The organism is Streptomyces sp. NPDC034037, from assembly GCF_055575715.1.
Genome location: NZ_JBVISC010000001.1, coordinates 266,872 through 285,739, shown reverse-complemented (window position 1 = coordinate 285,739; position 18,868 = coordinate 266,872). Strand labels below are relative to the sequence as shown.

Below are 18,868 nucleotides of genomic sequence, written 5' to 3'. Positions count from 1 at the left end.
ATTGCGCAACTTTTCTTTCGTACCTACGGTGACGTCATGGACGACGCTCAGCAGCCCTCGCCCCGCCCTGCCCGCCGCATCACCGACGTCGGCACGCTCAAGGCCTTCGGCCACCCCCTGCGGATGAAGCTGTACGGCGCCGTGCGGGTGGCCGGACCCGCGACTGCCTCGCAGCTCGCCGCGCAGGTCGACGAGGCCGTCTCGCTCGTCAGCTACCACCTGCGCAAGCTCGCCGAGCACGGCCTGATCGAGGAGGCCGAGGCGCGCAGCGCGGACGCGCGGGAGCGCTGGTGGCAGGCCGCGCAGGACACCCTGAGCTTCCGGCACGAGGACTTCAAGGACACCCCCGAGGGCGTGGCCACGCACACGGCCGTCGTCCGCGGCCTGATCGCCCACCGCAACGAGCAGTACGAGACCTACCTCGACCAGCAGGCGGCCTGGGGCGAGCGGTGGCGCGGGGCAGCGGACCAGTCGGACTTCCTGGCCCGGCTCAACCCGGCCGAACTCACCGCCCTCACCGCGGAGATCCACGCCCTGATCAAGACGTACGAGGAGCGGGGCAAGGCCGCCGAGGCGGCGGGCGACACCGAGGACCGCGAGAACGTCGCCGTCCACCTCGCCGGCTTCCCGTTCCGGATCTGAGGGGCCGCCCCATGACCACCACCGGCTTACGCCCGGCCCCCGCCGGCGTCGGGCGCCCCGCCCACCGCGACGGCAACGTCCTGCGCTGGCTGGGCGCCTACACCGCCTCGATGGTCGGCGACAGCGTCTACTTCGTGGCCCTGTCCTGGGCGGCCACCCGCACCGGCAGCCCCGCGCAGGCGGGCCTGGTCCTCGCCGTGGGAGCCGTGCCGCGCGCCGTCCTCATGCTCGGCGGCGGGGTCGTCGCCGACCGGTTCGGGCCGCGCCGCGTCGTCATCGCCAGCGACACCGTCCGGTGCCTGGTGATCCTGGGCGTGGCCGCGCTGCTGCTCCTCACCGTCCCCGGCATCTGGGCCCTGACCCTGGTCGCCCTGGTGTTCGGCGCCGTGGACGCGCTGTTCCTGCCGAGCGTCGGCACACTGCCGGCCCGCATCACCGCGCCGGGGCAGCTCGCCCGGGTGCAGGGCATGCGCGGGGTCGCGGCCCGCGTCGCCACGGTGGCCGGCGGCCCGCTGGGCGGCCTCGCGGTCGCCACGAGCGGCTCATCGGCGGCGTTCGGGGCGGCCGGCCTGCTCTTCGCGGTGTCCCTCGCGCTGCTGCTCGCCGTACGGGTGGGGGAGTTGCCCGGGGACGGGACGCGGGACCCGCAGCCCGGCGGACGGTTCGGGGGCGCGGGAAAGGAGTTGGGCGACGGCCTGCGCTACATCCGGGGCCACCGGGTCCTCGCCCCGCTGATGCTGGTGACCGCGGTCATCGAGCTGGGCTTCGCGGGGCCCGCGAACATCGGGCTCGTGCTGCTCGCCGAGGAGCGCGGCTGGGGCGCCTCCGGGCAGGGCTGGATCCTCGCCGGCTTCGGCGCCGGCGCCGGACTCGCCTCACTGCTGCTCGCCGTGCGGGGCCGCGTGCCCCGCGCCGGAACCGTGCTGCCCCTCGCGGCCCTGCCGGGCACGGCCGCCCTCGCCGCGCTCGGCCTCGTGCCCTCGGTGGCGGGCGCCCTCGTGGCCGCGGTCCTCCTGGGGCTGCTGATCGGACTGAGCGGCGCCCTGTGCGGGGCGCTGGCCCAGACCGTCACCGACCCCGCCTACCTGGGCCGCGTCACCGCGGTGGGCAGCCTCTTCACCCTCGGGATCGCCCCGCTCGCCTACCCCGCGGTGGGCGCCGCGATCGGGGCGTGGGGCGTCGAGGCCGTGTTCGCCGGCTGCGCGGCGCTCAGCGCGGCCGGGGGCGTGCTCGGCCTCTGCTCACGCCCCCTGCGCCGCGCCGAACTCCCGCGCTGAGACGGCTTCCTCAGCGTCCCGGCTGCTTCCTCAGAGCCCCAGCTGCTTGGTCTCGTGCAGGGCGCCGATCGCGTTCTTGTCGCCGTCCAGGGACACGTCGGCGACGTCCTGGCGGCCGTACGCGAACAGCAGCAGCTCGGACGGTTCGCCCGTCGCCGTCACCACCGGGGTGCCCCGGTGGGCCACCGCCGTCTGGCCGTTCGGGCGGCGGAGCACCAGGCCCACCGGGGCCTTGCGGCCCAGCAGCCGGGCCGTGCGCTCCAGCCGGGACCACAGGGCGTCCGAGAAGACCGGGTCGAGGTCACGCGGGCTCCAGCCCGGCCGCGCGCGGCGCACGTCCTCGGCGTGGACGTAGAACTCGACGGCGTTCGACGCCTCGTCCACCTGCTTGAGGTTGAAGGGCGAGAACCGCGGCGGCCCCGTTCTGATCAGCTGGATCAGCTCCTCGTACGGCTTGGCGGCGAACTCGGCCTGCACCCGCTCCAGGCGCCCCGCCAGCTGCTTGATGAGCAGCCCGCCCGCGGCGTCCGCGCGGCGCTCGCGCACCACCACGTGGGCCGCGAGGTCCCGGGTCCGCCAGCCCTCGCAGAGGGTCGGCGCCTCGGGGCCCTCCGCCTCCAACAGGTCGGCGAGGAGAAGTCGTTCACGCTTCGCATGGGTCGACATACCGGCAAGCCTACGGCCCTCCCCCCGGTCCGGACAGTGGACGCCCACCGGACCGGCCGCCCCGGCGCGGCACAATGGGCGCATGACCAGCGTGCCCCCGCCCAGCAGCGGCCTCGACCCGGAGATCGCCGCGCGCCTCAAGCGCAGCCCAGACGGCCTCCTGCCCGCCATCGCCCAGCAGTACGACACCGGTGAGGTGCTGATGCTCGGCTGGATGGACGATGAGGCGCTGCACCGCACCCTCACCACCGGGCGCTGCACCTACTGGTCGCGCAGCCGCCAGGAGTACTGGGTCAAGGGCGACACCTCCGGACACGTCCAGCACGTCAAGGAGGTCGCCCTGGACTGCGACGCGGACACCGTCCTCGTCCAGGTCGACCAGGTCGGCGCCGCCTGCCACACGGGCACCCGCACCTGCTTCGACTCCGACGTGCTGCCGCTGGCCGGCGCAGCGGCCCGCGGTCAGTAGGGTCTGCTGCCATGGACCTGGAGACCTTCCGCAAGCTCGCGAGCGACCGCCGCGTGATCCCCGTCAGCCGCAGGCTCCTCGCGGACGGCGACACCCCCGTCGGCCTCTACCGCAAGCTCGCCGCCGAACGCCCCGGCACCTTCCTCCTGGAGTCGGCGGAGAACGGCCGCAGCTGGTCCCGCTACTCCTTCGTGGGCGTCCGCAGCGCCGCCACCCTCACCGTCCGCGACGGGCAGGCCCACTGGCTGGGCACCCCGCCCGTCGGCGTGCCCACCGACGGCGACCCGCTCGCCGCCCTGCGCGCCACCATCGAGACCCTGCACACCCCCGGCGACCTGGTCGCCGACACCGGCCTGCCGCCCTTCACCGGCGGCATGGTCGGCTACCTCGGCTACGACATCGTGCGCCGCCTGGAGAAGATCGGCCCCGGCGAGCGCGACGACCTGCGCCTGCCCGAGCTGACCATGCTGCTCACCAGCGACCTCGCCGTGCTCGACCACTGGGACGGCTCGGTCCTCCTGATCGCCAACGCGATCAACCACAACGACCTCGACACCGGCGTCGACGAGGCCCACGCCGACGCCGTCGCCCGCCTCGACGCGATGGAGGCCGACCTCTCGCGCCCCGTCGCCCAGCCCCCGGCCGCGCTGCCGGCCTCCGAGCTGCCCGCGTACACCGCGCTGTGGGGCGGCGAGCAGTACCAGGAGGCCGTCGAGGACATCAAGGAGCGCATCCGGGCCGGCGAGGCCTTCCAGGTCGTGCCCTCCCAGCGCTTCGAAACGCCGTGCACGGCAAGCGCGTTGGACGTGTACCGGGTCCTGCGGGCCACCAACCCCTCGCCGTACATGTACCTCCTGCGCCTCGACGGGTTCGACGTCGTCGGCTCCAGCCCCGAGGCCCTCGTCAAGGTCGAGGACGGGCGCGCCATGGTCCACCCCATCGCCGGCACCCGCCACCGCGGCGCCACCCCGCGGGAGGACCAGGCGCTCGCCGACGAACTGCTCGCCGACCCCAAGGAGCGCGCCGAGCACCTCATGCTCGTCGACCTCGGCCGCAACGACCTGGGCCGCGTCTGCGAGCCGGGCTCCGTCGAGGTCGTCGACTTCATGTCCATCGAGAAGTACTCCCACGTCATGCACATCGTCTCGACGGTCACGGGACAGGTCGCCGAAGGACGCACCGCCTTCGACGTGCTCACCGCCTGCTTCCCCGCCGGGACCCTCTCCGGCGCGCCCAAGCCGCGCGCCATGCAGATCATCGACGAGCTGGAGCCCTCCCGGCGCGGCCTGTACGGCGGCTGCGTCGGCTACCTCGACTTCGCGGGCGACTCCGACACCGCCATCGCCATCCGCACCGCCCTGCTGCGCGACGGCACGGCGTACGTGCAGGCCGGAGCCGGCGTCGTCGCCGATTCCGACCCCGTCGCCGAGGACACCGAGTGCCGCAACAAGGCCGCCGCCGTGCTGCGCGCCATCCACACCGCCAACCGCCTGCACGCCCCCGCGAGCCGTGAGGGATAGTGGGCAGGTGACTTCCGCAGTACCACCGCCCTCTTCCGAGACTCCTCCCGAGCCCGCCGGACCCGCCGAGACCCCGGCACAGCGCGGCAGCAGGCGCAGCATCGCCGCCGCGCTGCTGCTCGGCGCCCTCGGCGCGGCGCTCGCCCTGCTCGCCTCCCGCCAGACCTGGGCCCGCGGCACCGCGTCGGTGGCGGGCGGCGAGCTGCCCCTGAGCGTCACGGGCAGCGACGTCACCGGCGTGCCCGCGGCCCTCGCGATAGTGGGCCTCGCCGCGCTCGTCGCCGTCTTCGCGGTCCGCCGCGCCGGCCGCGCCCTGGTCTCCGTGCTGCTCACGCTCAGCGGCGCGGGCATCGTGGCCGCCGCCCTGCTCGGCGCGGGCGACCGCGACGCGCTCGACGAGAAGGCCGCCACCGCGTCCGGCGACGCCGCCGCCACCATCGGCGACCTCGGCCACACCGGATGGCCGTACGCCGCGGCCGCCGCCGGCGTGCTGATCCTGCTCGCCGGGCTGCTCGCCCTCACCTACGGCCGCTCCTGGCCCGCGATGTCGGGCCGCTACGAACGCGACGGCTCGCCGAGCCCCCGCAAGGCCCGCCGGGCCCCCGATCCCGAGCGGCCCGAGGAACTGTGGAAGGCCCTGGACCGCGGCGAGGACCCGACGCGCGAAGCGTGACCCCGCGCTCACCCCTTACGCGCGGGTACGGGACAATGACGGCGAGCGTCCGACTCGCGGTGGGCCTGGCGCCCACCACCACGCATACAGCAACGAGGAGCAAGTCATGGCGGGTAGCCACGGACACACCCCGGCCGCCTGGACCGGTGTCATCATCGCCTTCATCGGTTTCTGCGTCGCGGGTGCCTTCATGGTGATGGCCAACGTGCCCGGGTTCTGGGCCGGCATGGCCCTCATCGCGCTCGGCGCCATCGTCGGTGGCGCCATGCGCGCCGCGGGTCTGGGCTCGAACAAGCGCCCGCAGCGCGAGGTCGTGCGGTCCGAGAGCTGACGTGTGTCGTACGGTCCGCCGTACGACGCCCGGTACGGAAAAGAGGCGGTCCGGCAGCAGCCGGAGCCGCCTCTTCTCGCGTGCGCCCACCGGGCGGCCGGCCCCCGCGCCGGGCACAATGCACGGATGAGCGCCGAAACCGACAGCGCGGGAACCGCCCGCAAGGGCGCGCCCGCCGTCCTGGGCCGCCTCCTGGTGCCCGCCGGTCTGCTCGCCTGCGTCAGCGGCGCCTTCGCCTACGTCGGCGCCGTCGACCCCAACGAACCGGGCCACTACCCCGTCTGCCCCCTGCTGCGCCTGACCGGCCTGTACTGCCCCGGCTGCGGCGGGCTGCGCAGCGCCCACGCCGTCGTCCACGGCGACCTCGCCACGGCGCTCGGCGCCAACGCGCTCGCCGTCGTCGCCTTCGCGCTCTTCGCGTGCGGGTGGGCCGTGTGGGTGGTCAACGCGGTGCGCGGACGGCCGCCGCGGATCGCGCTCGGCCCGGCGCACCTGTGGGCGCTCGGCGCGGTGGTCACGCTCTTCACCCTCGTGCGCAATCTGCCGTTCGGGTCATGGCTGCGTCCCTAGAACCCGCAGGCCACGCGGGTGACGCCTGTCCAGGTCGTGGGACGGGCGTCAACCGGATGCGGGGGCTTCGCCCTCCTGCGGATACCATCGCAGTGACCAGCTTGAACGTCAGCTTCAACCGTCAGGGAAGGGGACCGCTCGCGTGAGTGTGCTCGACGAGATCATCGACGGAGTCCGTGCCGACCTCGCGGAGCGGCAGGCGCGCGTCAGCCTCGACGAGCTCAAGGAACGCGCGGCGAAGGCCCCCGCGGCGAAGGACGGCGCGGCCGCCCTGCGCGGTGACGGCGTGAAGGTCATCTGCGAGGTCAAGCGCTCCAGCCCCTCCAAGGGCGCGCTCGCCGCGATCGCCGACCCCGCCGGGCTCGCCGCCGACTACGAGGCGGGCGGCGCCGCCGTCATCTCCGTGCTCACCGAGGAGCGCCGCTTCGGCGGCTCGCTCGCCGACCTGGAGGCCGTCCGCGCCAAGGTCGACATCCCGGTGCTGCGCAAGGACTTCATCGTCACCTCGTACCAGCTGTGGGAGGCCCGGGCGTACGGCGCCGACCTCGCGCTGCTGATCGTGGCCGCCCTGGACCAGCCCGCCCTGGAGTCCCTCATCGAGCGCGCCGAGTCGATCGGCCTCACGCCGATCGTCGAGGTGCACGACGAGGACGAGGCCGAGCGCGCCGTGGACGCGGGCGCCCGCGTCGTGGGCGTCAACGCCCGCGACCTGAAGACGCTCAAGGTCGACCGCACGGTGTTCGAGCGGATCGCCCCCGAGCTGCCGGACAGCGTCGTCAAGATCGCCGAGTCGGGTGTGCGCGGCCCGCACGACCTGATCGCGTACGCCAACGCGGGCGCCGACGCGGTGCTCGTGGGCGAGTCCCTGGTCACCGGCCGCGACCCGAAGGCCGCGGTCTCCGACCTGGTCGCCGCCGGCGCCCACCCCGCGCTGCGGCACGGACGGAGCTGACCCCTCCCGATGCCGATCTCCGCCCGTCTGGCCCCCGGCTGCCGCCCCCGCGGCTGCCGGGCCCCCGCACGCCGTGTGCGGGGCAGGCGCGTGCGCTACCACATCGGCTCGGAGCCGGGCCAGATCCCCGGGATGCGATGGCGACGCGGCGCCTTGGACGCCGCGAGCTGAAACGCCCCTGAAAGGGGCGCGGGGAACCGCGCGAGCAGCCCACGACGGGCCGCAGTCGCGCTGAGTCCTGGAACGGCAGCGGCGACAAGGCGTACGCGAGACAGACGCCAACCCACGCCTCAGCGAGGAATCAGCCATGCCCAGCGAGTTCTTCATCCCGGACCCCGAGGGTCAAGTCCCGAGCGCCGAAGGCTACTTCGGCGCGTTCGGCGGCAAGTTCATCCCGGAGGCCCTGGTGGCCGCCGTGGACGAGGTCGCCGTCGAGTACGACAAGGCCAAGAGCGACCCCGCCTTCGCCGCGGAGCTCGACGACCTCCTGGTCAACTACACCGGCAGGCCCAGCAGCCTCACCGAGGTCCCCCGCTTCGCGAAGCACGCCGGGGGCGCCCGCGTCTTCCTCAAGCGCGAGGACCTCAACCACACCGGCTCGCACAAGATCAACAACGTGCTCGGCCAGGCCCTGCTCACCAAGCGGATGGGCAAGACCCGCGTCATCGCGGAGACCGGTGCCGGCCAGCACGGCGTCGCCACGGCCACCGCCTGCGCGCTCTTCGGCCTCGACTGCACCATCTACATGGGCGAGATCGACACCGAGCGCCAGGCCCTGAACGTGGCCCGCATGCGCATGCTCGGCGCCGAGGTCGTCGCCGTGAAGTCCGGCAGCCGCACGCTGAAGGACGCCATCAACGAGGCGTTCCGCGACTGGGTCGCCAACGTCGACCGCACCCACTACCTCTTCGGCACCGTCGCGGGCCCGCACCCCTTCCCCGCCATGGTCCGCGACTTCCACCGCGTCATCGGCGTCGAGGCCAGGCGGCAGATCCTGGAGCGCGCGGGACGGCTGCCCGACGCCGCCGTCGCCTGCGTGGGCGGCGGCTCCAACGCCATCGGCCTCTTCCACGCCTTCATCCCCGACGCCGGTGTACGCCTCGTCGGCTGCGAGCCCGCCGGGCACGGCGTCGACACGGGTGAGCACGCGGCCACCCTGACCGCGGGCGAGCCGGGCATCCTGCACGGCTCCCGCTCCTACGTCCTGCAGGACGAGGAGGGCCAGATCACCGAGCCGTACTCGATCTCGGCGGGCCTGGACTACCCGGGCATCGGCCCCGAGCACGCCTACCTCAAGGACAGCGGCCGCGGCGAGTACCGCGCGGTCACCGACGACGCGGCCATGCAGGCGCTGCGGCTGCTCTCCCGCACCGAGGGCATCATCCCGGCCATCGAGAGCGCCCACGCGCTCGCCGGGGCGCTCGACGTCGGCAAGGAGCTGGGCGAGGACGGGCTGATCGTCGTCAACCTCTCCGGGCGCGGCGACAAGGACATGGACACCGCCGCGCGCTACTTCGACCTGTACGACACGGACGCCGCGGTCGAGGCCGACGCGGCGGCCACCGCGGAGATCGAGGGAGACGCCAAGTGAGCGGCAACATCCGACTGCTGAACGACACCCTGGCGGCCGCGAGGGCCGAGGGCCGCTCCGCGCTCATCGCCTATCTGCCCGCCGGTTTCCCCACGGTCGACGGCGCCATCGAGGCGGTCAAGGCGGTCTTCGACGGCGGTGCCGACGTCGTCGAGGTCGGCCTGCCGCACAGCGACCCGGTGCTGGACGGCCCGGTCATCCAGACCGCCGACGACATCGCCCTGCGCGGCGGCCTGAAGATCCGCGACGTCATGCGCACCGTCCGCGAGGCCCACGAGGCGACCGGCAAGCCGGTGCTCGTCATGACGTACTGGAACCCCATCGACCGCTACGGCGTCGAGCGCTTCACCGCCGAACTCGCCGAGGCGGGCGGCGCCGGCTGCATCCTGCCCGACCTGCCCGTCCAGGAGTCCGCGCTGTGGCGCGAGCACGCCGACAAGCACGACCTCGCCACCGTCTTCGTCGTCGCGCCGAGCAGCAAGGACGAGCGGCTCGCCACCATCACGGCGGCGGGCTCCGGCTTCGTCTACGCGGCGTCGCTGATGGGCGTCACCGGCACCCGCGCCTCCGTCGGCGAACAGGCGCAGGACCTGGTGCGGCGCACCAAGGCCACCACCGACCTGCCGGTCTGCGTGGGGCTCGGCGTCTCCGACGCCCGGCAGGCCGCCGAGGTCGCGGGCTTCGCCGACGGGGTGATCGTCGGCTCCGCGTTCGTGCAGCGGATGCTGGACGCCGCGGACGGGCCCGCCGGACTCGCCGCCGTGCGCGCGCTCGCGGCCGAGCTGGCCGACGGGGTGCGCGGCAAGGCGTAACTCGTACGGGTGGACCTGGACCGGGGAGGCGCGCTCGCGCCTCCCCGGTTCGTTGGCGGGGTGTGAGTGAGAAGAACCGTGAGGCAAAGCGATCGGCCCGTGAGCGGCTGACGGAAGAGCGAGAGCGGCAGAAGGCCCGCGACAAGCGGCGCCGGGCGCTGATCGTGGGCGCCGCCGTGGTCGGCGTCCTCGGCCTCGCCGCCGTGGTCGGCCTGCTCGCCGCCGGGTCCGGGGACGACGAGAAGGACACATCGGGGCCGGTGGCCGTCCCCAAGGGGGCGACCGGTCAGGACGAGCTGACGCTCCCGCTCGGCAAGGCGGACGCGAAGTCCACCCTCACCATCTGGGAGGACTTCCGCTGCCCGGCCTGCAAGGGCTTCGAGGACGCCTACCGCTCGACGGTCCACGACCTGGCCGACCAGGGCAAGCTCAAGGTGGAGTACCACCTGGCCACGCTCATCGACGGGAACATGGGCGGCAGCGGCTCCCTGCGCGCGGCCAACGCCGCGGCGTGCGCCCAGGACGCGGGCAGGTTCCCGGCCTACCACGACGTGTTGTTCAAGAACCAGCCCGCCGAGACGGACGACGCCTTCGCCAAGAACGACAAGCTGATCGAGCTCGCCGGTCAGGTGGACGGCCTGGTCACGGACACCTTCAAGAAGTGCGTGGAGGACGGCGCCCACGACAAGTGGGTCACCAAGTCGAACAAGGCCTTCCGGGACGCGAAGCTCCAGGGCACCCCCACCGTGCTGCTCAACGGCAAGAACATCTTCAGCGACCAGCGGAACCCCCTCACCCCGCAGAAGCTGCGCCGACTGGTGCAGGACGCCGACAAGGGCTGAGGAGAGGGCCGCGAGGCCCGTTATGGAGCCGTAGCCGGGCTGGTTGCCGTCGCCACCGCCCGGCACGGTAGCGTCGGACCTGCCATGGACCTTGCCTACATCCCCAGTCCCTCGCGCGGGGTGGTCGAACTCGGCCCCATTCCGCTGCGCGGCTACGCGTTCTGCATCATCATCGGCGTCTTCGTGGCCGTCTGGCTCGGCAACAAGCGGTGGGTCGCCCGCGGGGGCCGGCCCGGCACCGTCGCCGACATCGCCGTGTGGGCCGTGCCGTTCGGCCTCGTCGGCGGTCGCCTCTACCACGTGATCACGGACTACCAGCTGTACTTCAGCGAGGGCCGTAACTGGGTGGACGCCTTCAAGATCTGGGAAGGCGGCCTCGGCATCTGGGGCGCGATCGCGCTCGGCGCGGTCGGCGCGTGGATCGGCTGCCGCCGCCGGGGCATCCCGCTGCCGGCCTGGGCCGACACGCTGGCCCCCGGCATCGCCCTGGCCCAGGCCATCGGCCGCTGGGGCAACTGGTTCAACCAGGAGCTGTACGGCAAGGCCACGGACGTGCCGTGGGCGCTGAAGATCACCTCGGCGGAGGACGGCCGGCTCCCCGGCACCTACCACCCCACCTTCCTGTACGAGTCCCTGTGGTGCGTCGGCGTCGCCCTCCTGGTCATCTGGGCCGACCGCCGCTTCCGGCTCGGGCACGGCAGGGCGTTCGCGCTGTACGTCGCCTCGTACTGCGCCGGGCGCGGCTGGATCGAGTACATGCGGGTCGACGACGCGCACCACATCCTCGGTCTGCGGCTGAACGTCTGGACCGCGATCGTGGTCTTCGTGCTGGCCGTGATCTATTTCGTGCTGTCGGCGAAGAAGCGCCCCGGGCGCGAGGCGGTCGTGGAACCCGACGGTGCCAGTGACAGTGGCAGTGGCGGCGACGGTGAGCCCGTGAAGCTCACCAAGGACTCGGCAGAGGCCGAGGGCACCGAGGAGGCCGCCGATAAGGACCCGGCGAAGAAGGACTCGGCGAAGAAGGATTCCGAGGCCGCCGAGAAGAGCTGAGGCCGCACCGCCCGTACGTTCGTTCCCCGAGGGGCCGCCGGATCACCCGATCCGGCGGCCCCTCGCTCTTGGGTCGGCGAGGGCGTCGCGCCAGGGCCCGGCCGCCCCCGCCGAACCGCGTTTGCGCAGGTAAGTACGGCCTTCCTTGCTGGCGAGAGATTTATTTCGGGCGTACTTTCGACTTCGTCCAAGCATTGAGGGGGTCCACACCATGGCGATCATCGAGACCGAAGCGACGCTGCACGAGGCGCACCGCGACAACCACACCCACCGTGATGTCAACGGCGGCTGGCTGCGTCCCGCCGTCTTCGGCGCGATGGACGGACTGGTGTCCAACCTCGCGCTGATGACGGGTGTCGCGGGCGGCTCGGTCGCGCAGCAGACCATCGTCATCACCGGCCTCGCGGGGCTCGCCGCCGGAGCCTTCTCCATGGCGGCGGGGGAGTACACCTCGGTCGCCTCGCAGCGCGAGCTGGTCCAGGCCGAACTGGACATCGAGCGGCGGGAGTTGCGCAAGCACCCCAAGGACGAGGAGCGCGAGCTGGCCGAGCTGTACGAGTCGCGCGGCGTCGAGCCCCGGCTGGCCCGCGAGGTCGCCCGGCAGCTCTCCAGGGACCCCGAGCAGGCCCTGGAGATCCACGCCCGCGAGGAGCTGGGCATCGACCCCGGCGACCTGCCCTCGCCGACCGTGGCCGCCGTGTCCTCCTTCGGCTCGTTCGCGCTGGGCGCCCTGCTCCCCGTCCTGCCCTACCTGCTCGGCGCCACCGTGCTGTGGCCCGCGCTGCTGCTCGCGCTCATCGGCCTCTTCGCCTGCGGCGCGGTGGTCGCCAAGGTCACCGCGCGCTCCTGGTGGTTCAGCGGTCTGCGCCAGCTCGCGCTCGGCGGCGCGGCGGCCGGTGTGACGTACGCCCTGGGCAGTCTGTTCGGTACGGCCGTAGGATGAGCCCTCGCAGGCCTATACGGGACCTTGCATAAGTAGCCGTTACTCGGCGGTTTCGGATCGATGACCACCGGGCATGAGCCGTAAGCGCTGCGGGCAACGAAGCCGGCGGCGCTCTGGGCCTTCGGCCATGGATCTGACCGTAGAGGCCCCATCCGGCCGCTCCCACCTTCGCGAGCGGTGTCCACATGGTGGAACGAACTATCCGCTTTTCGAGAAGCGTTCCATCATGTAACCTGCACGAAATTTCGCCAGGGCCAACGTCGTCCCTCGCCCTTTGTAGTTGCCTCGACGACGACGGGAGTGCCGATGCGTACCCACGCCTGGTCGCCCATGGACGGTCGCCCCGCCCCCCAGGGGATGTACGACCCCCGTAACGAACACGACGCCTGCGGTGTCGGTTTCGTGGCCACCTTGACCGGTGTTGCCAGCCATGAGCTGGTCGAACAGGCGCTGACGGTACTGCGCAACCTCGAACACCGCGGCGCCACCGGCTCCGAGCCCGACTCGGGCGACGGCGCCGGAATCCTGCTCCAGGTGCCTGACGCGTTCCTGCGCGAGGTGGCCGGATTCGAACTGCCCGAGGCCGGCGCCTACGCCGTCGGCATCGCGTTCCTGCCCGTCGACACCGCCGGCACCACCGACGCGGCCGTCTCGCAGATCGAGACGATCGCCGCCGAGGAGGGCCTGACCGTCCTCGGCTGGCGCGACGTGCCCGTCGCCCCCGAGCTGCTCGGCGCCACCGCCCGCTCCACGATGCCGGTCTTCCGGCAGGTCTTCGTCGCCGACGGCGAGAGCACCGGCCTGGCACTGGACCGCAAGTCCTTCCTGCTGCGCAAGCGCGCCGAGCGCGAGGCCGGGACCTACTTCCCCTCGCTCTCCGCCCGCACCATCGTCTACAAGGGCATGCTGACCACCGGCCAGCTGGAGCCGTTCTTCCCCGACCTGTCCGACCGCCGCTTCGCCACGGCCGTCGCGCTCGTCCACTCCCGCTTCTCCACGAACACGTTCCCGAGCTGGCCGCTCGCCCACCCGTACCGCTTCGTGGCGCACAACGGCGAGATCAACACCGTCAAGGGCAACCGCAACTGGATGCGGGCCCGCGAGTCGCAGCTCGCCTCCGACCTCTTCGGCACCCGGAAGCCGGACCGCGTCTTCCCCATCTGCACGCCGGACGCCTCCGACTCCGCGTCCTTCGACGAGGTCCTGGAGCTGTTGCACCTCGGCGGCCGCTCCCTGCCGCACTCCGTCCTGATGATGATCCCGGAGGCCTGGGAGAACCACGCCTCCATGGACCCGGCCCGGCGCGCCTTCTACCAGTACCACTCCACGATGATGGAGCCCTGGGACGGCCCGGCCTGCGTCACCTTCACCGACGGCACCCAGGTCGGCGCGGTCCTCGACCGCAACGGCCTGCGCCCCGGCCGCTACTGGGTCACCGACGACGGCCTCGTCGTCCTCGGCTCCGAGGTCGGCGTCCTCGACATCGACCCGGCCAAGGTCGTCCGCAAGGGCCGCCTCCAGCCCGGCCGGATGTTCCTCGTCGACACCGCCGAGCACCGCATCGTCGAGGACGACGAGATCAAGGCCGCCCTCGCCGCCGAGAACCCGTACCAGGAGTGGCTGGAAACCGGCGAGATCGAGCTGTCCGACCTGCCCGAGCGCGAGCACATCGTGCACACGCACGCTTCGGTCACGCGCCGCCAGCAGACCTTCGGCTACACCGAGGAAGAGCTGCGGATCATCCTCGCGCCGATGGCCAAGACCGGCGGCGAGCCGCTCGGCTCCATGGGCACGGACACCCCCATCGCGGCCCTGTCCGAGCGCCCGCGCCTCATCTTCGACTACTTCACCCAGCTGTTCGCGCAGGTCACCAACCCGCCGCTGGACGCCATCCGCGAAGAGCTGGTCACCTCGCTGCACAGCAGCCTGGGCCCCCAGGGCAACCTCCTGGAGCCGACCGCCGCCTCCTGTCGAAGCGTCACCCTGCCCTTCCCGGTGATCGACAACGACGAGCTGGCCAAGCTCATCCACATCAACGCCGACGGCGACATGCCCGGCATGACGGCCGCGACGCTCTCCGGCCTCTACCGGGTGGGCGGCGGCGGCGACGCCCTCGCCGCCCGCATCGACGAGATCTGCGCCGAGGCCGACGCCGCCATCGAGGCCGGCGCCCGCCTGATCGTGCTCTCCGACCGGCACTCCGACGCCGAGCACGCGCCGATCCCCTCGCTGCTGCTCACCTCGGCCGTCCACCACCACCTCATCCGCACCAAGCAGCGCACCCAGGTGGGCCTGCTGGTCGAGGCGGGCGACGTCCGCGAGGTCCACCACGTGGCCCTCCTCATCGGCTACGGCGCCGCGGCCGTCAACCCCTACCTCGCGATGGAGTCCGTCGAGGACCTCGTCCGCGCCGGCACGTTCCTGCCCGGCATCGAGCCCGAGCAGGCCATCCGCAACCTCATCCACGCCCTCGGCAAGGGCGTCCTGAAGGTCATGTCCAAGATGGGCATCTCCACCGTCGCCTCCTACCGCGGCGCCCAGGTCTTCGAGGCCATCGGCCTGGACCAGGCCTTCGTGGAGCGGTACTTCAGCGGGACGACGACGAAGCTCGGCGGCGCCGGTCTCGACGTCATCGCCCAGGAGGTCGCCGCCCGGCACGCCAAGGCCTACCCGGCCTCCGGCGTCCCCTCGGCGCACCGCGCGCTGGACATCGGCGGCGAGTACCAGTGGCGCCGCGAGGGCGAGCCGCACCTGTTCGACCCCGAGACGGTCTTCCGCCTCCAGCACTCCACGCGCAGCCGCCGCTACGACATCTTCAAGCAGTACACGGGCCGCGTGAACGAGCAGTCCGAGCGGCTCATGACGCTGCGCGGCCTCTTCGGCTTCAAGTCCGACCGGCCCTCGATCCCCATCGACGAGGTCGAGCCGGCCTCCGAGATCGTCAAGCGGTTCTCCACCGGCGCCATGTCGTACGGCTCGATCTCCCGCGAGGCGCACGAGACCCTCGCCATCGCCATGAACCAGCTGGGCGGCAAGTCCAACACCGGTGAGGGCGGCGAGGACGCGGACCGCCTGTACGACCCGGCGCGCCGCTCGGCCATCAAGCAGGTCGCCTCCGGCCGCTTCGGCGTGACCTCCGAGTACCTCGTCAACGCCGACGACATCCAGATCAAGATGGCCCAGGGCGCCAAGCCCGGCGAGGGCGGCCAGCTGCCCGGCCACAAGGTCTACCCGTGGGTCGCCAAGACGCGTCACTCGACGCCCGGCGTCGGCCTCATCTCGCCGCCGCCGCACCACGACATCTACTCCATCGAGGACCTCGCCCAGCTCATCCACGACCTGAAGAACGCCAACCCGCGGGCCCGCATCCACGTGAAGCTGGTCTCCGAGGTCGGCGTCGGCACGGTCGCCGCGGGTGTCTCCAAGGCCCACGCGGACGTCGTCCTCATCTCCGGCCACGACGGCGGCACCGGCGCCTCCCCGCTGACCTCCCTCAAGCACGCGGGCGGTCCCTGGGAGCTGGGCCTCGCCGAGACCCAGCAGACCCTGCTGCTCAACGGGCTGCGCGACCGCATCGTCGTCCAGACCGACGGCCAGCTGAAGACCGGCCGCGACGTGATCATCGCCGCGCTGCTCGGCGCCGAGGAGTTCGGTTTCGCGACCGCCCCGCTCGTCGTCTCCGGCTGCGTCATGATGCGCGTCTGCCACCTGGACACCTGCCCCGTCGGCATCGCCACGCAGAACCCGGCGCTGCGCGAGCGCTTCTCCGGCAAGGCCGAGTACGTGGTGAACTTCTTCGAGTTCATCGCCGAGGAGGTCCGCGAACTCCTCGCCGAGCTGGGCTTCCGCTCCATCGAGGAGGCCGTCGGCCACGCCGAGCTGCTCGACACCGACCGGGCCGTCAAGCACTGGAAGGCGCAGGGCCTGGACCTCCAGCCGCTCTTCCACGTGCCCTCGCTGCCCGAGGGCGCCGTCCGGCACCAGATCGCGGTCCAGGACCACGGCCTGGCGAAGGCCCTCGACAACGAGCTGATCAGGCTCTCCGCCGACGCGCTCGCCGCCCCCAGCGCCACCGACGCGCAGCCCGTGCGCGCCCAGGTCGCCATCCGCAACATCAACCGCACGGTCGGCACCATGCTCGGCCACGAGGTGACGAAGAAGTTCGGCGGCGCGGGCCTGCCCGACGACACCATCGACATCACCTTCACCGGCTCGGCGGGCCAGTCGTTCGGCGCGTTCGTGCCGCGCGGTGTCACCCTGCGCCTGGAGGGCGACGCCAACGACTACGTCGGCAAGGGCCTGTCCGGCGGGCGCATCGTGGTCCGCCCGGACCGGGGCGCCGACCACCTCGCCGAGTACTCCACCATCGCCGGCAACACCATCGCGTACGGCGCGACCGGCGGCGAGCTGTTCCTGCGGGGCCGCACCGGTGAGCGCTTCTGCGTGCGCAACTCGGGCGCGACCGTGGTCTCCGAGGGCGTGGGCGACCACGGCTGCGAGTACATGACCGGCGGCCACGCGGTGATCCTCGGCGAGACCGGGCGCAACTTCGCGGCCGGCATGTCCGGCGGTGTCGCGTACGTCATCGACCTGGACCGGGACAACGTCAACGCGGGCAACCTGGGCGCCGTCGAGGAGCTGTCCGACGCCGACAAGCAGTGGCTGCACGACGTGGTGCGCCGCCACCAGGAGGAGACGGGTTCGACCGTCGCCGGGAAGCTGCTCGCCGAGTGGGACGTGGCGGTGGAGCGCTTCAGCAAGATCATCCCCAGCACGTACAAGGCAGTGCTCGCCGCCAAGGACGCCGCCGAGCGAGCCGGTCTCTCCGAGACCGAGATCACCGAGAAGATGATGGAGGCGGCGACCAATGGCTGATCCCAAGGGCTTTTTGAACCACGGCCGTGAGGTCGCCAGGACCCGCCCGGTCGAGGAGCGCGTCCGCGACTGGAACGAGGTCTACGTCCCCGGTTCGCTCCTGCCGATCATCTCCAAGCAGGCCTCGCGCTGCATGGACTGCGGCATCCCCTTCTGCCACAACGGCTGTCCGCTCGGCAACCTCATCCCCGAGTGGAACGACTACGCCTACCGCGAGGACTGGTCGGCCGCGCAGGAGCGCCTGCACGCCACGAACAACTTCCCGGAGTTCACCGGCCGCCTGTGCCCGGCCCCGTGCGAGTCGGCGTGCGTGCTCGGCATCAACCAGCCGCCCGTCACCATCAAGAACGTCGAGGTCTCGATCATCGACCAGGCGTGGGACCGCGGCGACGTCGCGCCCCAGGCCCCCGAGCGCCTCTCCGGCAAGACGGTCGCGGTCATCGGCTCGGGCCCCGCGGGCCTGGCCGCCGCCCAGCAGCTGACCCGGGCCGGCCACACGGTCGCCGTCTACGAGCGTGCCGACCGCATCGGCGGCCTGCTGCGCTACGGCATCCCCGAGTTCAAGATGGAGAAGCGGCACATCAACCGCCGCATCGAGCAGATGCGCGCGGAGGGCACCAAGTTCCGCACCGGCGTGGAGATCGGCCGGGACATCGACGCGATGAAGCTGCGCAAGCGCTACGACGCCGTCGTCATCGCCGCCGGCGCCACCATCTCGCGCGACCTGCCCGTCCCGGGCCGCGACCTGAACGGCATCCATTTCGCGATGGAGTACCTGCCGCTCGCCAACAAGGTGCAGGAGGGCGACTTCGTGGCGCCCCCCATCACCGCCGAGGGCAAGCACGTCGTCGTCATCGGCGGCGGCGACACGGGCGCGGACTGCGTGGGCACCGCCCACCGCCAGGGCGCGGCCTCGGTCACCCAGCTGGAGATCATGCCGAGGCCCGGCGAGGACCGCGCGCCGCACCAGCCGTGGCCGACCTTCCCCATGCTGTACAAGGTCACCTCCGCGCACGAGGAGGGCGGCGAGCGGGTCTACTCCGTCTCGACCACGCACTTCGAGGGCGACGAGGACGGCAACGTCCAGTTCCTCCACCTGGTGGAGGTCGAGTTCGTCGACGGCAAGCTGACCCAGAAGCCGGGCACCGAGCGCAAGATCCCCGCCCAGCTCGTCACCCTCGCGATGGGCTTCACCGGCACCGACCGCGAGAACGGCCTGGTCGACCAGTTCGCCCTGGAGCTGGACGAGCGCGGCAACGTGGCGCGCGACGCCGACTTCCAGACCAACGTCCCCGGCGTCTTCGTCGCCGGTGACGCCGGCCGGGGCCAGTCGCTCATCGTCTGGGCCATCGCGGAGGGCCGTTCGGCGGCCCGCGGCGTCGACCGCTTCCTCACCGGTGCGAGTGATCTTCCGGCCCCGATCCGCCCGACGGACCGCGCCTTGATGGCGTAACCCCAACCCCCATACGTCCCGTACAACGGCGTACGGAACTGAAGCGGCGCCCGCCTTGTCCCCGACCGGACCAGGGCGGGCGCCGTGGCGTTGTACGGGACGCGTGTGTTGCATGGTGCGCAATGGCACGTGCGCATGTTGCGTCACCCGCAACCGTCATTACGGTTCGGCCGCTTATCCCAATGGGTCTAGACCGCCTCCG

At 72.4% G+C, this 18,868-nt stretch carries 17 protein-coding genes; 16 read left to right on the top strand and 1 reads right to left on the bottom strand.

Going from position 1 to position 18,868, the window contains the following annotated elements; all coding sequences use genetic code 11:
• The first annotated feature begins 36 nt into the window (after positions 1–36).
• Positions 37–642, top strand: coding sequence for a helix-turn-helix domain-containing protein (locus tag ACZ516_RS01340; protein ID WP_469007956.1), 606 nt, complete (start codon positions 37–39; stop codon positions 640–642).
• 11 nt (positions 643–653) lie between these two features.
• Complete coding sequence (locus tag ACZ516_RS01335) at positions 654–1,919, top strand: MFS transporter (protein ID WP_469007954.1); 1,266 nt, start codon at positions 654–656, stop codon at positions 1,917–1,919.
• A 30-nt stretch (positions 1,920–1,949) separates the two neighbouring features.
• On the opposite strand, the gene ACZ516_RS01330 is transcribed toward ACZ516_RS01335, so the two are convergent.
• Positions 1,950–2,585 carry a TIGR03085 family metal-binding protein gene (locus tag ACZ516_RS01330; protein WP_358583095.1) on the bottom strand — a complete coding sequence of 212 codons (636 nt, stop codon included), beginning with the start codon at positions 2,583–2,585 and terminating at the stop codon, positions 1,950–1,952.
• A gap of 82 nt (positions 2,586–2,667) precedes the next feature.
• Here ACZ516_RS01330 and hisI point away from each other — a divergent pair, with 82 nt between their 5' ends.
• The 14 genes from hisI to ACZ516_RS01260 all read left to right on the top strand — a co-directional run bounded on the left by hisI (position 2,668) and on the right by ACZ516_RS01260 (position 18,666).
• Positions 2,668–3,054, top strand: coding sequence for a phosphoribosyl-AMP cyclohydrolase (gene hisI, locus ACZ516_RS01325; protein WP_358583094.1), 387 nt, complete (start codon positions 2,668–2,670; stop codon positions 3,052–3,054).
• 11 nt (positions 3,055–3,065) lie between these two features.
• A complete protein-coding gene (locus tag ACZ516_RS01320; protein WP_358583093.1) occupies positions 3,066–4,574 on the top strand; it encodes an anthranilate synthase component I in 1,509 nt (502 codons plus the stop codon).
• Positions 4,575–4,581: 7 nt separating this feature from the next.
• On the top strand, positions 4,582–5,247 hold the full coding sequence (locus ACZ516_RS01315) for a TIGR02234 family membrane protein (RefSeq protein ID WP_358583092.1): 666 nt from the start codon (positions 4,582–4,584) through the stop codon (positions 5,245–5,247).
• A gap of 106 nt (positions 5,248–5,353) precedes the next feature.
• The gene (locus tag ACZ516_RS01310) at positions 5,354–5,578 is read left to right on the top strand and encodes an HGxxPAAW family protein (protein WP_358583091.1); all 225 of its coding nucleotides are present in this window, start codon (positions 5,354–5,356) and stop codon (positions 5,576–5,578) included.
• A 126-nt stretch (positions 5,579–5,704) separates the two neighbouring features.
• Positions 5,705–6,148, top strand: a complete 444-nt coding sequence (locus ACZ516_RS01305; RefSeq protein ID WP_361081621.1) for a DUF2752 domain-containing protein — start codon at positions 5,705–5,707, stop codon at positions 6,146–6,148.
• 142 nt (positions 6,149–6,290) lie between these two features.
• Positions 6,291–7,100, top strand: a complete 810-nt coding sequence (gene trpC / locus ACZ516_RS01300) for an indole-3-glycerol phosphate synthase TrpC (protein WP_358583088.1) — start codon at positions 6,291–6,293, stop codon at positions 7,098–7,100.
• A 9-nt stretch (positions 7,101–7,109) separates the two neighbouring features.
• On the top strand, positions 7,110–7,271 hold the full coding sequence (trpM, locus tag ACZ516_RS01295) for a tryptophan biosynthesis modulator TrpM (RefSeq protein WP_467464913.1): 162 nt from the start codon (positions 7,110–7,112) through the stop codon (positions 7,269–7,271).
• A gap of 136 nt (positions 7,272–7,407) precedes the next feature.
• Entirely contained in the window at positions 7,408–8,691 is a 1,284-nt protein-coding gene (gene trpB / locus ACZ516_RS01290; RefSeq protein WP_358583087.1) for a tryptophan synthase subunit beta, read from the top strand.
• A complete protein-coding gene (gene trpA, locus ACZ516_RS01285) occupies positions 8,688–9,503 on the top strand; it encodes a tryptophan synthase subunit alpha (RefSeq protein WP_469007951.1) in 816 nt (271 codons plus the stop codon). The genes trpB and trpA overlap by 4 nt, the downstream gene beginning before the upstream one ends.
• Before the next feature lie 62 nt (positions 9,504–9,565).
• A complete protein-coding gene (locus ACZ516_RS01280; protein WP_358583084.1) occupies positions 9,566–10,345 on the top strand; it encodes a DsbA family protein in 780 nt (259 codons plus the stop codon).
• An 84-nt stretch (positions 10,346–10,429) separates the two neighbouring features.
• Positions 10,430–11,395 (top strand): prolipoprotein diacylglyceryl transferase, encoded by a 966-nt coding sequence (gene lgt / locus ACZ516_RS01275; protein WP_469007949.1) that lies wholly within the window; start codon positions 10,430–10,432, stop codon positions 11,393–11,395.
• A 211-nt stretch (positions 11,396–11,606) separates the two neighbouring features.
• Positions 11,607–12,338, top strand: a complete 732-nt coding sequence (locus ACZ516_RS01270; RefSeq protein WP_358697206.1) for a VIT1/CCC1 transporter family protein — start codon at positions 11,607–11,609, stop codon at positions 12,336–12,338.
• A 306-nt stretch (positions 12,339–12,644) separates the two neighbouring features.
• On the top strand, positions 12,645–17,213 hold the full coding sequence (gltB, locus tag ACZ516_RS01265) for a glutamate synthase large subunit (RefSeq protein WP_469007948.1): 4,569 nt from the start codon (positions 12,645–12,647) through the stop codon (positions 17,211–17,213).
• Complete coding sequence (locus tag ACZ516_RS01260) at positions 17,206–18,666, top strand: glutamate synthase subunit beta (RefSeq protein ID WP_361081612.1); 1,461 nt, start codon at positions 17,206–17,208, stop codon at positions 18,664–18,666. The genes gltB and ACZ516_RS01260 overlap by 8 nt, the downstream gene beginning before the upstream one ends.
• Positions 18,667–18,868: the final 202 nt, after the last annotated feature.